This is a genomic window from Aquimarina sp. KJ22-3, from assembly GCF_055808215.1.
This window is the reverse complement of sequence record NZ_CM147859.1, coordinates 1,774,642-1,789,070: the sequence shown is the minus strand read 5'-3', so window position 1 is coordinate 1,789,070 and position 14,429 is coordinate 1,774,642. Positions and strand designations below refer to the sequence as shown.

The 14,429-nt window shown below is 33.8% G+C and carries 13 protein-coding genes and 1 tRNA gene; 2 read left to right on the top strand and 12 right to left on the bottom strand.

Annotation, left to right across the window (positions count from 1 at the left end; translation table 11 throughout):
* Positions 1-2: 2 nt before the first annotated feature.
* Together AC0L3Q_RS07845 and AC0L3Q_RS07840 are read right to left on the bottom strand one after the other, a co-directional pair.
* Entirely contained in the window at positions 3-857 is an 855-nt protein-coding gene (locus AC0L3Q_RS07845; RefSeq protein WP_473286060.1) for a DUF5694 domain-containing protein, read from the bottom strand.
* 44 nt (positions 858-901) lie between these two features.
* On the bottom strand, positions 902-2,149 hold the full coding sequence (locus AC0L3Q_RS07840) for a hypothetical protein (protein WP_473286059.1): 1,248 nt from the start codon (positions 2,147-2,149) through the stop codon (positions 902-904).
* A 209-nt stretch (positions 2,150-2,358) separates the two neighbouring features.
* On the opposite strand from AC0L3Q_RS07840, the gene AC0L3Q_RS07835 reads away from it, so the two are divergent.
* Both AC0L3Q_RS07835 and AC0L3Q_RS07830 read left to right on the top strand, forming a co-directional pair.
* Entirely contained in the window at positions 2,359-3,147 is a 789-nt protein-coding gene (locus tag AC0L3Q_RS07835) for a LytR/AlgR family response regulator transcription factor (RefSeq protein ID WP_473286058.1), read from the top strand.
* Between the two features lie 2 nt (positions 3,148-3,149).
* Positions 3,150-4,256 carry a sensor histidine kinase gene (locus AC0L3Q_RS07830; protein WP_473286057.1) on the top strand — a complete coding sequence of 369 codons (1,107 nt, stop codon included), beginning with the start codon at positions 3,150-3,152 and terminating at the stop codon, positions 4,254-4,256.
* 129 nt (positions 4,257-4,385) lie between these two features.
* On the opposite strand, the gene AC0L3Q_RS07825 is transcribed toward AC0L3Q_RS07830, so the two are convergent.
* The 10 genes from AC0L3Q_RS07825 to AC0L3Q_RS07780 form a co-directional block, all read right to left on the bottom strand.
* On the bottom strand, positions 4,386-5,657 hold the full coding sequence (locus tag AC0L3Q_RS07825; RefSeq protein WP_473286056.1) for a DUF6161 domain-containing protein: 1,272 nt from the start codon (positions 5,655-5,657) through the stop codon (positions 4,386-4,388).
* Positions 5,658-5,772: 115 nt separating this feature from the next.
* The gene (locus AC0L3Q_RS07820) at positions 5,773-6,642 is read right to left on the bottom strand and encodes a histidine kinase (protein WP_473286055.1); all 870 of its coding nucleotides are present in this window, start codon (positions 6,640-6,642) and stop codon (positions 5,773-5,775) included.
* Positions 6,643-6,831: 189 nt separating this feature from the next.
* A complete protein-coding gene (locus AC0L3Q_RS07815; RefSeq protein WP_473286054.1) occupies positions 6,832-7,521 on the bottom strand; it encodes a response regulator in 690 nt (229 codons plus the stop codon).
* Between the two features lie 190 nt (positions 7,522-7,711).
* Positions 7,712-8,347, bottom strand: a complete 636-nt coding sequence (locus AC0L3Q_RS07810) for a hypothetical protein (RefSeq protein ID WP_473286053.1) — start codon at positions 8,345-8,347, stop codon at positions 7,712-7,714.
* 91 nt (positions 8,348-8,438) lie between these two features.
* Positions 8,439-9,644: an extracellular solute-binding protein gene (locus tag AC0L3Q_RS07805; RefSeq protein ID WP_473286052.1), complete on the bottom strand. Its 1,206-nt coding sequence runs from the start codon at positions 9,642-9,644 to the stop codon at positions 8,439-8,441.
* A gap of 81 nt (positions 9,645-9,725) precedes the next feature.
* Entirely contained in the window at positions 9,726-11,285 is a 1,560-nt protein-coding gene (locus tag AC0L3Q_RS07800) for a hypothetical protein (protein WP_473286051.1), read from the bottom strand.
* A complete protein-coding gene (locus tag AC0L3Q_RS07795; RefSeq protein ID WP_473286050.1) occupies positions 11,278-11,637 on the bottom strand; it encodes a hypothetical protein in 360 nt (119 codons plus the stop codon). The genes AC0L3Q_RS07800 and AC0L3Q_RS07795 overlap by 8 nt, the downstream gene beginning before the upstream one ends.
* Before the next feature lie 266 nt (positions 11,638-11,903).
* The gene (locus tag AC0L3Q_RS07790) at positions 11,904-13,301 is read right to left on the bottom strand and encodes a serine hydrolase (RefSeq protein WP_473286049.1); all 1,398 of its coding nucleotides are present in this window, start codon (positions 13,299-13,301) and stop codon (positions 11,904-11,906) included.
* 341 nt (positions 13,302-13,642) lie between these two features.
* Positions 13,643-14,146, bottom strand: coding sequence for a hypothetical protein (locus AC0L3Q_RS07785; protein WP_473286048.1), 504 nt, complete (start codon positions 14,144-14,146; stop codon positions 13,643-13,645).
* Positions 14,147-14,342: 196 nt separating this feature from the next.
* A tRNA-Pro gene (locus AC0L3Q_RS07780) sits at positions 14,343-14,417 on the bottom strand.
* Positions 14,418-14,429: the final 12 nt, after the last annotated feature.

Genomic DNA, 14,429 nt, shown 5'->3' with positions numbered 1-14,429 from the left:
CATTAAGATTTTAAATAGTCCTGAATTTCAACATACTCGATATCATGTCTATCCATATAAAAGTCCTTTAACACGGCCCGATGGGCTCCCCCAATGATCACCAATATTCGATCGTCTTTGGTAATGTGCCGATCGATATTGGACATGATATAAAAATTACGTTCCCACCATTTGGCTACAAACTCCACCCCGATATAGGTCGAATCCGAAACAAACTGCCCCGTCCCCACTACATATTGATTTTTGTTCTTAAGGTCTTCTTCTTCAGAGTTTTTATAGGCATAGTATTCAATAAGCGTACGCTCCCGTAAAAGCTCTGAGTCTTTTTTGTCATTTTCTTTGATACTCTTCAAAAAGGAGTCAAACTCTTCTGCTTTATGGGTTTGGGCAAAAGCAGCCAATTGATCCAAGGGTAAACTTAGGGTGTAATCGATACTATACATATGTATATGCCCCAATGCTTTGGCCAATCGAAACCCCAGTTGCTCAATTTCATTGATCGTTAACTCATGGGCACCCTCCAGATACTCCAAATAGGTTTGGTTTAAAGCTTCGGCTTGATCCATAGGATATTCTACCATGATTTTGGTGGGTTTGTATTTTTTAAGGTGATCCAGCAGGTTTTTGATTTGGAGTTGACGTTTTGGGGATTGAAAATTATCCAGATCCATCGATGAAAAATCAGAAGTTGCTCCAAAGTGGAAGGTCCCCAAAATCGCAATACTAGGCACCTCTGGTTTTGGTCCGATTAATGCGTCTGTTGCTGTTTTTTCGTTTTCAGAACAGGATATGAGGAATGCACATACCATTAGCACTAAACTGCACCATATCTTATTGCTCAAATAATTTTGTTTCATAGGTATTTCCTTTGAGTTTGTATAATCGATTAATAACAAGGAGGCTACTTTCCTAGCTTCAACAATCGAATTTGTTGTGGTTCCCATTGATCTAGCATAGGTTGTGCTTCTTTATCATAATGCGGCCACTGACTATTGCTGATATACATAAAACCGATCTCGGGATCGTATGAACCATTGGTAGGTTCTCCCGAAACCGGTAATGCATTATCCAACAACAAAACGTCCACTACTCTCATCTCATCATGATTGATTTTTATTAATCGTTTTGGTGTAGTGTTATTTTGTATGGACAACAAAGTCTTTTCGTCCAGATAGGTAAGCCCGTCTATTCCTTTTAGTAAATATTGAGGGGACCGCATCCAAACGGGTGTTTTATCGGTATCCTTGATATTAATTTTGCATATCCCTTTGATATAATCGGCTACGTACAGGCTTTCTTTGTTGGGATCCAGGGTAATCCCCTGCAAGTTTTTGGCATCGGGTACGGCTATGGTCTCTATCAACTCCTTTTTGCGGGTATCGACCACAAAAATCTCTGGCTTTGCTGAATTGGAAGCATATAACCTCCCCTGTTGATCCATCACCATACTCCCTACTACGACCTTATCTGGCAATGTGATTTCTGCAATGATTTCCTTTTTGACGATATCAAACGCTACCAAACGTGCTTTTTGCTCCTTCTCTTTGGAAGTACCTTGAAACTGAGGCAAAGCAGCCATAGAAACCCATACAGACTTTTGGAAGGTATCACTCACAATGGCTAGCAGTGCCCCAGGTAACTTGAGTAACACTTCACTTTGTTTTGTTTTCAGATTATAGGCAATAAGACGCCCTTCTCGGATATCTGTCATATACAGAGTATTTCCTACTTGTACCAGATCTTCGATATGATATTGGGCATCGATCTCGGCATAGGACTCACTGGTCGTTTTTGGAGTTTGGAAGGTTTTAGAAGCCTGCTGTAACTCCGGTAAAAAATTACTCGCTGCTACCATCGCCTCAAAATCAGCATCCTTTTCAAATTCTACCAGTGCATTCCAGGATAATAATTGTTGTAAAGTATTTTTTGCAGATTGCATATCCCCTGTTAAACTATAAGCCGCAGCCAAATTATACAAGATGGTAGGTTGTGAAGGATGTATGGTCAAGGCTTCTTGATTTAAGGCTTTGAATTTTTGAAAATCCTTGTTTTTATAGGCCTCCATACTTTGTTTGTACAGACTATTGAGGTCTTGCGCCTGACCTAAAAATGCCATCAAAAACAAACCGACCCATAGTATATTTCGCATATTGTGTTCTTTTGATTAAAGGTACCTCAACAATACCTCGAACCACTATATTTTGATATGGACGACTTATTTAAAGATGTAAAAAGGCATTTTTTGGTTGTTTTTTGATGGTACATAGCAATATTTGTGGCGAGTATATCTTTGGTTGGTATGCCACTCATTTTTTTCATAACTTGGTTTTCGAATCCAAATTGCTATAGCTCATATTGATGAAAATCCTGATTGCAGATGATGAAACCCTGGCCAGAAAACGAATCCTGAATATTCTGGAAAAAGAAAGCGAACCCTATCAACTCGATGAAGCCAGCTCTGGGAAAGAAGCGATTTTAAAAATCAATACCACCCAACCCGATATTGTGTTTTTGGATATCAAGATGACGGATTTGACCGGTTTTGAGGTGATCGAACATATCGATACCGCTGTACTGCCTATCATTGTATTTGTTACTGCTTTTGATCATTTTGCGATCAAAGCTTTTGAGGTCGAAGCGGTAGATTTTTTATTAAAACCTTATAAAAACGATCGCTTATTAGCGGCCTTGCATCGAGCGATTGCCCGAGTGAACTCCAAAGAGCGGGATGCGTATCAGGAAAAGGTACAGCAGCTGTTGCAGCAATTGGCTACACAAAACGCAGCTCCTAACACCAACAACACTCCTTATTTGGAAAAGATCGCCTTAAAAATGGGAAAAAAGTATGTGTTTGCCGATACAGCACAGATCAAATACATTACCTCCTCTTCGTACTATGCTGAGATTTTTATGCAGGATGGGAAAAAACATGTGTACCGATCCTCTATGGCGGCATTATTAGAAAAACTGAATCCTAATCGCTTTTTACGCATCAATCGTTCTACCATAGTGGCGATTCCTGAAATCAAAGAAGTGATCAGTGAAGGTTTGGGGGATTATAGCATCACTATGAAAGACCGTACGGCATTTAGTGTGACCAAAAACTATCGCCAGGCATTTTTAAAAATAATGGGTATAAAATCATAATTGTGGAATCCAGAAAAAAGAACCCTTTTTATTTTGACAAAAAACTACTGCAGTTTTTGTTGTTTTTTTACCTGATCGCCTATCTGGTAGATTTTTTGGGGGTATACCTCTCTTCTTTGGCAAGTACAGACCCTATACAAGATGATGGGTTGGTGCGCTTGTTGACCAACTATGTTTTTTATTATTTTACCAAGTCTTTGTATATCTACCTGGCCCTAGTGTTTACCCAAAAATATCTTTTTGGTGGTAAACGAATCGTATTAAAATCTACGATCCATATTTTGTTGGCGTTTTTGCTATCCTTTTATACCTCTGTTGTACAACTCTTGATCAGCAAACACATTATGGGCAGTGCGATCGAGGTGACTTTTGAAAGCGTCTATATTAGAGGGTTAAACGGTTTAAGCTTCAACTTTTTTGTTTATTTTTCTATGGTGGCTATTTTGTATGCGTATAACTATTTGCAGAAAGAAAAGGAAAATGAAATCCAGCAAATGCATTTAACCAACCAGTTGTTTGACTCCAAGATACAGGCCTTACAATCCCAATTACAACCGCATTTTTTGTTTAATGCCTTAAATGATATCTCATCTTTGATGGAAGAAGACATTACCAAATCCCAGGACGCCATTGCCGATTTAAGTGATTTGTTACGAGATACCTTAAACTTGACCGACTCCAAATTTATCCCCCTAGAAAAAGAATTGGAACTGCTAAAAAAATACCTACAGCTCGAAAAGATACGGTTTGATGACAAGCTACAATTTGAGATCAATGTGGATCCAGCACTATTATCTACCAAGGTCCCGCCTTTATTGTTACAACCCATACTCGAAAACGCCATCAAACATGGCTTTTCCTTACATCATGATGTACTCACTATTACCATAGAAATTACCACATTCCAAGATAATATACATTTGGTCATTAGTAACAATGGCCAACCCTTACCAGAAACCGAACCCGCTATGGGGATTGGGATTAGTAATATCTTGTCTCGTATGGATTCTTTATATAATGGGAATTTTACTTTTGAAATGAGGAATACTACCGATCAAGATGGAAATCAAAAAGTGGTGACTGAGATGGTGTTTCAGATAATGAGATAAGTGAATAGTCTGAAATCTTTTGGATTACTATTTTTTAAACTTTCCTTTCCATTATTTTAAACTGTCTATTGTCTTTTGGTATTGCACAAACTTAAACCGCCATGATTAGTAGTCATTATTGATCAGTGACTATTTATTAATAATTTTGCTCACTAAATCATTCGGCATTGTTGGTCCTGAATCTTCTTTTAAAAGTCCAGTATCTGAACGGCTAAACAAGGATTGTAAAATCAGTTTCCTATCTTCTGAATCCATTGACGTACCTTGTTCATTCAATAAGGATAAATACACGAAAGTTAACGCATGCCTTTCCTCTGCATCTCTTGATAAATGAAGAGAGCTAAACATAATTTTATTAACTGCTTTTATTGTAAATGCCATTAATGCTAAAAATGCTATAAAAATTAAAGACCAACGAACAATAGTTACTTCGTTGCCATTAAATACTTGTTTGAAAATATAATCAGGTGCCATTATTAAAATAGCTCCAAGTAATAATGCACAAAAACCTATTAGTAGCATAAGAATAGTTCTAGCAGTTTTATAATTCTTAAAATAAGTTTTCGCTTTAGTTTGCCAATATCTTGCTGGTTTGGATAACTCAAGTTTTTTGTCATAGGCAATTTCTAGATTCTCCCTTCTCTCTTTAGATTCCTCGAAAAACTTAATTAGTTCTTTTTTAATTCCATCATTTTCTTCGTTCCCCTCAAACCAATTATTAATAAGAGTTTCTTTATCTTGTTTTAGTTTATCTATTGCTTTTACATAATTTTCGTAATCAGCATTGGCATTGGTTAGATGTTCATTTAAGTCTTTTTCAGACTCATTAAGTTGTTCTTGGAACTTACTTCGTAATTTGCTTATTGAGTTTTTTTCCTTATTTCGTCTATTTATAATTTCCGAATAGTCTTTTGACTCAAACTCATAAGCTAATAACGAGCCAATAAAATCATTTCTATTACTAACACGGTATATTCCAACAACGTAATTGTACGCTCCTTGAAAGAAAGCAGGTTTATTTTGATGCATTTCCACAAGGAAGTCCGTTAGTGGTGCATCAGAAGTGAAAAAATTCGAATTACTCGATAATTGTCCTGATTCTTGTCTCCAATAACTGTCTAAATTTGCTGAATTCGTTTGATTGTGATAAGAATTGACAAAATTCTCAATTCTTAATTTCAAATTAATGAAATGTCTCTTTGATTGTTCAAACTGGTTAGGTAAAGAGCCATAGTCTTCCCAACCCTTTATTTGTTGCGAAAGCCACTTATGTATTGAACTCAGTCCTTCTAACTGAATGGAAAAGTTAATATATGGATAGCTGATATTGGCAGTAGCCGAATTGAACCAATCTGGTAATTCCGCTTCTGTAATTCTCTTTCTTAATTCAGTTGTTGTCATACTTCCGCTTTTAGCTAAGGTCTCGTGTATGAATGGTAGCGGGTTTCAACTCACAAACCTTTCGTTTTATATATTAAATCTCCATTATTGTTATACAATGTTGGTTAGTTTTTTATTATTTCCAAGTATTCTGCCCGCTAAAAATAATTCTAAATTCATTACCTTCATAGTCTACTCCTTTATGTTTTTTAGAGAACTTGAAAGCTCTTGGTGAAATATCCAATTTTGCATTATTAAAATTAAGTGTTTTTACAATTCTATACATACCTATTCCTAATCCTTTTGTATTAATTTTCTTTGCGATTTCGGAGCGATATCCACGTTCTGTAATTAATTTTTTTTCAGATTCTTTTATTTCCAATGAAACCATTTTTATGATGATATCAAATGAATTTTTTTCTTCTGAAAATCTAATTTTAAAATCTGTTTTTGGACAACAGTATTTCACAGCGTTATCAAAAATATAGTAAAAAGATACAAATAAGGAGTCATAATCTATTTCAAGAATTTTTTCTGTCCCTCCAAGATGAACTTGAATATTCTTTTTATCAAAATCAGATATAAATATTTGTAAAATTGATAAAACAACAGGTCTTATTGAATGTTCTTCTTTTAGTAGTACACTAGAACTTTTTAAAGTTCGTTCAAAAACTGAGAATTCAACTTTAGTTGCTAAACTATATTTGATTTGTTTTAGTAAAGTATCTACTGTTATATTAGGCTTGGTTCTTATAACTTCTCTTATAATCTCTTTTTGCTTATTAATATTTCCTGTTAAACTTTTTTGCGGAATTAATGTGAATAAATCTTGAATGCTATAAGAATTTATAGATGTTGCATTATGGATAAATTCTTCTATTGTTTTTTCGTGTTTTTGTGTTAAATCTTCTTGTAATTTGAGTATTGGTTTGATATAATTAGAACTTGAATTCACTAATTCTTTAAAAAATTTTAATCGATTAACGAATTTATTTTCTATTGTCAAAACATAAACTTGAAAATCAGCACTCTTCTTTAATCCTATCCTAGCTTTTATTTTTTTCCATCCAAACTTACTAAGATTGGTTGTTTGTATTCTTTGTAATCTAAAGCAAGATTTTTTAATTCTATGGGGAAATTATCGAAAATATAGTTACCGTCTAATTGCCTTACGTAATAAAAAGTTTTTTCCATACTAGTTGTAGAATTCTAAACTATAATTTTCAACTAAATTTTGAAATTGATAAGGCAGAGCATTCTTCTCTAGTCGCGAATCTACAATACCCCAGGCTTCATGAAATGAATAACTATTTTTATTTGCAGAGTAAATTATGATTTTCTTTTCTGGATATTTTTGTTTCAACATTAATGCTAAGTCAAGACCTTCATACTGCAAATTTAATATTTTGCCAACCCCATTAATGTCAACAAAAATTATTTCGGAATTCTTTACCTGATTTATATCTAGACTCTTTATATCTGTAATTGTTTTAGTTTTTTTCCAATCACTATCCTTTAATATTTTAACAATATTAAAATTCTTATCATCATCAATAAAAAGAATCCCAATTTTATCTTTTTTTGTTTCTATTAAGGCATTCTTATCCTTTATAGATAGTTTCTTCTCTGACTGTATAGGGTCACTAAAATTATTTACTGTTACCTTAATCTTTTGTTTGTTTTGGTTTTTTGATTTTTGAGATAATTCCTCATTGTTTTTTTTGTTCTTAGGAACCGTAAAATAAGTTATCACTTCCAGAAATGAAATTATTAATAGAATTACAGGTTCAAACTCCCATTTGGAATAATATCCCCATATTAAACCACCAATTAACCCAACAAAACCTATAAGTAATGTTACTGTATTATGTATAATGTTTTTCATTTTAAAAAAATTAGCTATAACTCATATATTTAGTGATCAAGAATTATATATCTTAAATACATGTTATTTAAATTTACGCCATCACAATATCAATAATTTGAAAACACCATCATTACGGGTTTCCACAATCGAAGCAAATTCAAAGAAAAAATGAGATGGGTGCTTTTGATTGGGATGACCGGATTATCTATTACTGCATACAACTGTTGTTATACCACTCTACAACTTGCCCTACTTTACGGATTTGTTTTTGTTGTATAGCTTTCCCTAGTTCTGGGCAGTTTGAAAAATAACGTTGTAATACTTTTCTTTTTAATCCAAACAACCCTTGATCTGCACGGATCAAAAAGGCATCTTTTTCTTTTTTGAGTAAAGACATGGACCATAGAGCATCATTATCTTGTTCAAACCATTCTAGTTGATAGTGGCTTAGTTTGCCCTTGCTTACTACTCTTAAAAAATGTTGTTCTCCCTGGTTATGATCTATGGTGTACTTAGGATTTCCCAACGCACCCGTTATCAAGGATTGTGATTCTTGATATAACCAAAAGCTTTCAAACACAACACCGTCTACACGAAAACTGGAGACGTCTCTTCTTTGATACTTTTTTGTTTTACCTCTGGCATTGGTGATCCTGATTTTTTTATGAAATCTTCGACCCCCAAATCCACCTTCTTTGATGTGCTCTACTTTGCCATATAAGGTGTCACTGGTACGCAACACTAAATAGTCCGATGCTGGGTTGTTCTGGGCGTATACACCTGTAGACACTAAAAATATTAGAAAAGAAAGGGGCAAAAAGCGTGTTTTGGGTGTATGTATCATCTTTGTGACTGGTTTTATTTAGGTTCTAAGGCTCAAACAACGTGCCAATACTTAATCCAGTAAAAAGATCGAATACATCTGGTTTGAGTTATTATTGGAGTTTTTCCATTAGTTCAGACTCCATTTTTTCCCTATTTTCTAATAATCCATGGTTTGGGAATGCTGTAGCGTCTAACAATTCATCTTTTATCATCTGATAATATGTATTTTCTTTTACCGATGGTATGTCGTAAACCGTATTTCTTGCAGGGATCAGATATCGCGGGTTAGCGTTGTTGTCTTTACTTAACACTATCATTTCATAAATTCTATCGGAATTCATAAACGCTATAAATTTTAAGGAAGCTTCGTATTCTTCTTTACTACATTTGTTATTGATGGTAAAGATATCGGCAAACAAAGACGGAGTATCGTCACTACCTAAAATGAGAGATTTGATTTTGATGTCATTGGCCGTAATAGGTTCTAAATCTATTACCTCTTTTAATCTTTCTGTGAAACCAAAAAATACATCTACACTATCTTTAGCAAATAACGCTTCGGCTTTAGTATTGTATTTATATTTTTCATCCAAACAAGGATTACCAATACTATCTTTACATTCGGTAACAAAGCTTTTTAGGTTGTTGACGATGGTGTCATTCAGTTTTAAAAATGAGTAGTCGTTAATTTCCTTCTGATTATCCAATAATGCATCGATATAAAATCCAGGTAAGGTCCAACTTCCTCCAAAGTTACCGGCAATATCTTTTTCTTTGGTTTTTGGTGAATTTATTGACGTTAGTAAGGTAGTTATATCTTTGCTATTTGCAATATTATCATCCCTGGTAAATAACATAAATCCACAAAGCCAATGTGGAACTCCATATAATGTATCATTACAATAACTTGAAGCAATACCAGCCTTATGGTAATCACTTAGATCATAGTTTTGGAGTTCTTTTATCAAATTCGCTTTTACCAAATCCCCAAGTATTACGGCATCTACTTCTACCACGTGGTATTGGATAGAATCGTTCTTTAGGTAATAGTTCTCTTTGGTTTCATTTAAATCCCTATAGGTATCCACATTATCGCTCTGATCCATATCTTTTAATACCAGGTCGATAGCAGGATTTTCTTCCTCAAAAGTATTCTCTATAAAATCCATAAATGGCTTATAATTATTCCATTGATCATGAGGTATATATTCGTATAGCGATACTCTTAGTTGAATTTTGGTATCACTCGGTTTTTCGGTTTTCTTGCAACTCGCAACGCAAGCCAGTAATAAGATGATAAGTGCTAATTTTTTCATTTTATATAGAATTAATTGGATGATAATAATTGCTTTTATTAGAAGAATCTATTTACAACAACCTGAATCCATTTACCTTATCTAGTTTTGTACTAAAAACGGAAAGCAAAGTTCTAAAAAACCTTTCCTGATTTTGGCGTTTTTAAAATCTTCATTAACCTTGTTTTTTCTAGTCGGATTACAGAGCAGTTTAGATTCGTAGAACTTATCAATTATGCAAGATTCCATATTGTAGCGCTCAGCCAAAAAATCTGCAACAAATGGATGTAGATCATCTTTATTTGGTATTGATGTTTTACCAACTAACATTAATTTGTTGTTCATCCCTAAAAAAGCCAATACAAGAGAATCAGCGATTTGATCAAATTCTTTCAAAAGCCTACTAACAAAATTATTTTCGTTAGGTTTCATAATCTTAAATACACTGTCATAAACTTGTGTAAAATCAAATAATCCAATTTTTAAAAACGCTAGTATATCAGGTATATTAACCTCTCCTACTAAATGCTCCGGAAAATACTGTGAAACAGCTATCATTCTTTCTGCTTGTGAGCAAATATGATTAAAGACTCTCGATAACAGTGATGGGTAATCAGCAGAGGCTTTTGTAGGGTCTGAATTATTTTTTATTGAAAAAATCAAAATAGGAATGGTACAGCCAATAGAAATAAGTCTTGCTAGTATCATTTTTTGGTTTCGACTTAATCCATCTCTCTCTTTTTGCCCCATCTTTAGTCTTATTCGCTCCTCTACTGTTACCTTATCCAGAAAGATAAAATACAATTCGGAATCGTAACAATAATCTGTATTTCGAAAGGAAGAACACATATCCGCTTCCATTTCTGAGGCTCTCCTGGCTTTTAGTTCATCATGATCAAATGAATGAGTAACTAATTCATCAAAAAGAAATTCTTGATTGGATATACCTAATTCATCAATACGCTTTATATGACCCGAGTAAGAGTGCGCGTCTTCATGTCCAATTATCCAGAACAAAGCAATTATAGAAACATTATCTGCAAATATCTGCCTTGTTAAATCCGTAGAAACACAGTTAAAGCAATTGAACATAAATGAGGGGATTTCGTGTTCTATGGATTCATTCGGGTTATTCCCGGGGCCCCAAATTCGGGCTGGATCATAGTTTACAAAATTTTCGACATCTCCTATCTCTTTACTAACTAATGATCTAAGCAACCAATAATCAGCGCTTTTAAATGTAATCCCTGCAGGTTCTTTCATCAATGCAAACACAGAATGACACACATCTTCTACACTCAATATAACACCTCTTGTCAATTTTGTAGTTTCCTCGCCTTTTTTGATATAAGCTCCTATGACATTTGAATCATCTACATCCATTTTGAAATCTTCGGATACTCTACGATAATTTTCTGGTGGCATTGCAGTTCTGTATACATACAACCTATCCGCCCCCCACTTTGAAGACTCCATGTAATACCACCAATCCACATAATCCTGATAGGTTTTTTCAGGCCCCTTATCATTTGAAAATTTATTGTACAAATCAAGTAAATCGTCTTTACCAAATCCTTGAACAGTAATAGATCTTCTTAAATTCCAATGTAAATTATTGTATGGCCACTGGATTCTATTGCCCCAAACATTACTTCTACTCATTACAAATAGATTTTATCCCCATTTTAAAAATAACTGCAGCGATGTACATTGCTGGAATGGATTTTATATCGCTATTTATCATTCCGGCTATCATAACAATTAACTCAAGAGATTTTTCTTTAGAGTAACTATCATTTATAAAGTTTTTTCTGATGATCTTGTTTGAACATAACTTTTCTTTTGAAGAGTCAATTATTTCTCTGTATACCTCTTTACCCTTTTCAATCAATGTGTTCTTATCAGGAAGGGAAATTCCAAGTTCTTCGTTTTTTACAGTTATACTGCCAATAGCTGCAAAGATGGTTTCAACATCTGCATCAATTAGTTGAGCTGCGATTTTTTCATCATTCATATTGTTGTTTTTTACTTTTAAAATTCTTCATTTGTACAGTTGATGTTTACGTGCTCATTTAGTCATTAATAACTATGTTTTTGTAATATGAGGTATTGAAAATAATCATCTGTAATGTATGTATTATCTTAAACCAATACTTATGGGTTTCCACAATTGATGTAATTCAAAGAAAAAAGTGACGTAGCTATTTATAAAAACAAAAAATCCAACCCTAATGGATTGGATTTTTGTGGTTGGGATGATTGGATTCGAACCAGCGATCTCTATTTTTCTTCTATATTGTTAATCTTCCTGATCATCTCTTCGGCATTCGTGTTTTTGGGGTTAAGCTCCAAAGACTTTTGATAGTTTGTTGCCGCCAAATCGTATTGCTCATTGGTGTAAAACGCTTCCCCAAGACTGTTGTACAAATTGGCGTTTTCTGGAAATTCAGAAATGGCTAACAAAAATATCTTGATACCCTCTTCTATCTTTTTTTCTGATAGTAAATCTTTACCTAAACTATTTAACTCATTGGGATTATCAAAACTATAGGTCTCATACTCGCTTTCTTTTAACGCATGATATTGTTTAATCCCTTTATCAATATTGACTAAACATGTTTCTCTGATTTCTCGGTATATTGATTTTTTGGGTAAGGTAAAAGCTTTGCCGTTCATGATATTATGCACCGATTGTATAATTTCAAAGCTTTTGTTTTTGCTGTTAGACATTAAAATAATATTGAGATCCGTATCTAATTCACTCATAAAAGCGGCTTCAAATTGCCAGGATTGACCACCATGAAGATGCAAAGCAAAAGAATCATGAAATGAACCTAAACTCCCCTCTTTATTTTTAAAATACTGATTCTGCAAAAGCAGTGTTAGCGACGCTTTAGAAATTAATTTGTTATTGTGCAACGCAGTGATCCATTTGTTTAAATCATCGATTGATACCCACAACCTATCTTTGCTCGTAGAAACTTCTTCGCAATTTACTTTGTGTACGTCAAAGCACCTAACTTTATTTGGATAATCCGAAGCAGGATCAAATACGACATTTTTCATTTGTAAAGGGGAAATAATGTTTTCTGTCACAAATTCTTGATATGTTTTTTTTGTCACGCGTTCAATAATTCGTTTTTGAAGAAAAATGCTATTGTTGTTGTAGTTGTAATTTGTGCCTGGTTCAAACATTAAATTAGGCAGAAGTTGCAAGTCTTTCAAAATGCCTTTCTCATTTTCTACATGGTCATAATCAATTTGTGGAATCCCACTAACATAGTTTAAAAGATGTTTGATGGTCACTTTCTCGGACCAATCGGGTAAGCCCAAATCAAATTTAGAGAGTTTATCGTCTAACTGTAAATCGCCTTTTTCGACTAACATCATAATAGAAACTGCATTAAATTCTTTTCCAATTGAACCTATATTGAAAATAGAGTTTTTGGTCAGTTTGGTCTGCTCTGAACCGTCTGTGTACCCAAAGAATTTTTGATACACCAAAGAATCGTTTCTGGTAACCAGAATATTACCATTGTAAATGCCTTTATCAAAACTATACTGCATAAGTGAGTCTATAGTTGTATAATACTTTTCAAAAGGTGGTGTTTTTTGTGTTTTGGTATCGCTACACCCCAAAATACATAGGGACAGCATAAGAATAACTAATTTGTTCATGATTTGATTGATTGATGTTACCAACTACAGACAAGTTGGTTGTAAAATTGTTACAGTTTTTATAGGGTTATTGGTGTTGTAATTCACTAGACTATTAGTACCACTCGTATTTGCCATGTTTTTATTTCTTTTATATCAATAGGTGTCTTAATCTTATAATTGTTATCACCATATTCTAAGAAATTGCTTGTGTAAGTTTTTTCCAAACAAAAAATCCAACCCTAATGGATTGGATTTTTTTGGTCGGGATGACTGGATTTGAATTAGCGATCTCACACCTTCCCGACCAGTATATGCTAATTGATTAATTATTATTTAAAAATCATTTTCTTAGGCAACTACTAATAGGTAAAAAACCACGCTTCATCTCCCTTAGCAAATAGAGAAAAAGACACCAATTTTTCTTTGTTTTCAGATAACATAAAGTATTGTAATATTTTATTTTCTTCATTATCCAATAGCACATAAGCATCTTCCAAAAGGCTTTCATCCATATTAATTACTACCTGATTTAAACCTTCATAGTCTTTATACCTACCAATTTTTGGTGTTTTAATAGATGCTATTTTAGGGTTAGGATATAGCCAGCCCAGGTTTTCCTTGTTTTTTCTTACATCTTTAATATGCTCTATAAGAACCGACTTTCTTTCTGCAAGATTTTTATCATGATCAGCATCTTCTTGAATAAGAATATATTTCTCGGCCAACTCATCTGGGTTGATGTTCGAGTCAAATTGATCTACAACAAAGTTTTGAACTAGTTGTTGCTCTTTATCCTGGCAACTTATAACTGCAAACAAAAGCCCTAGTAAAATGATTTTGTGCAATAGCTGTAAAGCTTTCATAGTGAAATTAATTTTTGATTTTGCCTACTCTTCATGTTTTTCGGCCTCCTCATTCTTAAGGACAAGAGGGTGTACTACAATATATGTATTTATCAATCAAAATGTTACTTCAAAACCAATTTCATCTACTACTTTTTTGCTCAAATCATTTCCAAAAAATAAAAAATCCAACCCCTAATGGATTGGATTTTTGTAGTCGGGATGACTGGATTCGAACCAGCGATCTCACGCCCCCCAGACGTGCACTTTAACCGGGCTAAGCTACATCCCGAAATCGGTGAGC

Excerpts from the sequence above, each read along its gene's own strand:
- AC0L3Q_RS07845 (WP_473286060.1), bottom strand. The coding sequence starts at position 857 with ATGAAACAAAATTATTTGAGCAATAAGATATGGTGCAGTTTAGTGCTA.
- AC0L3Q_RS07840 (WP_473286059.1), bottom strand. The coding sequence starts at position 2,149 with ATGCGAAATATACTATGGGTCGGTTTGTTTTTGATGGCATTTTTAGGT.
- AC0L3Q_RS07835 (WP_473286058.1), top strand. The coding sequence starts at position 2,359 with ATGAAAATCCTGATTGCAGATGATGAAACCCTGGCCAGAAAACGAATC.
- AC0L3Q_RS07825 (WP_473286056.1), bottom strand. The coding sequence starts at position 5,657 with ATGACAACAACTGAATTAAGAAAGAGAATTACAGAAGCGGAATTACCA.
- AC0L3Q_RS07815 (WP_473286054.1), bottom strand. The coding sequence starts at position 7,521 with ATGAAAAACATTATACATAATACAGTAACATTACTTATAGGTTTTGTT.
- AC0L3Q_RS07810 (WP_473286053.1), bottom strand. The coding sequence starts at position 8,347 with ATGATACATACACCCAAAACACGCTTTTTGCCCCTTTCTTTTCTAATA.
- AC0L3Q_RS07805 (WP_473286052.1), bottom strand. The coding sequence starts at position 9,644 with ATGAAAAAATTAGCACTTATCATCTTATTACTGGCTTGCGTTGCGAGT.
- AC0L3Q_RS07800 (WP_473286051.1), bottom strand. The coding sequence starts at position 11,285 with ATGAGTAGAAGTAATGTTTGGGGCAATAGAATCCAGTGGCCATACAAT.
- AC0L3Q_RS07795 (WP_473286050.1), bottom strand. The coding sequence starts at position 11,637 with ATGAATGATGAAAAAATCGCAGCTCAACTAATTGATGCAGATGTTGAA.
- AC0L3Q_RS07790 (WP_473286049.1), bottom strand. The coding sequence starts at position 13,301 with ATGAACAAATTAGTTATTCTTATGCTGTCCCTATGTATTTTGGGGTGT.
- AC0L3Q_RS07785 (WP_473286048.1), bottom strand. The coding sequence starts at position 14,146 with ATGAAAGCTTTACAGCTATTGCACAAAATCATTTTACTAGGGCTTTTG.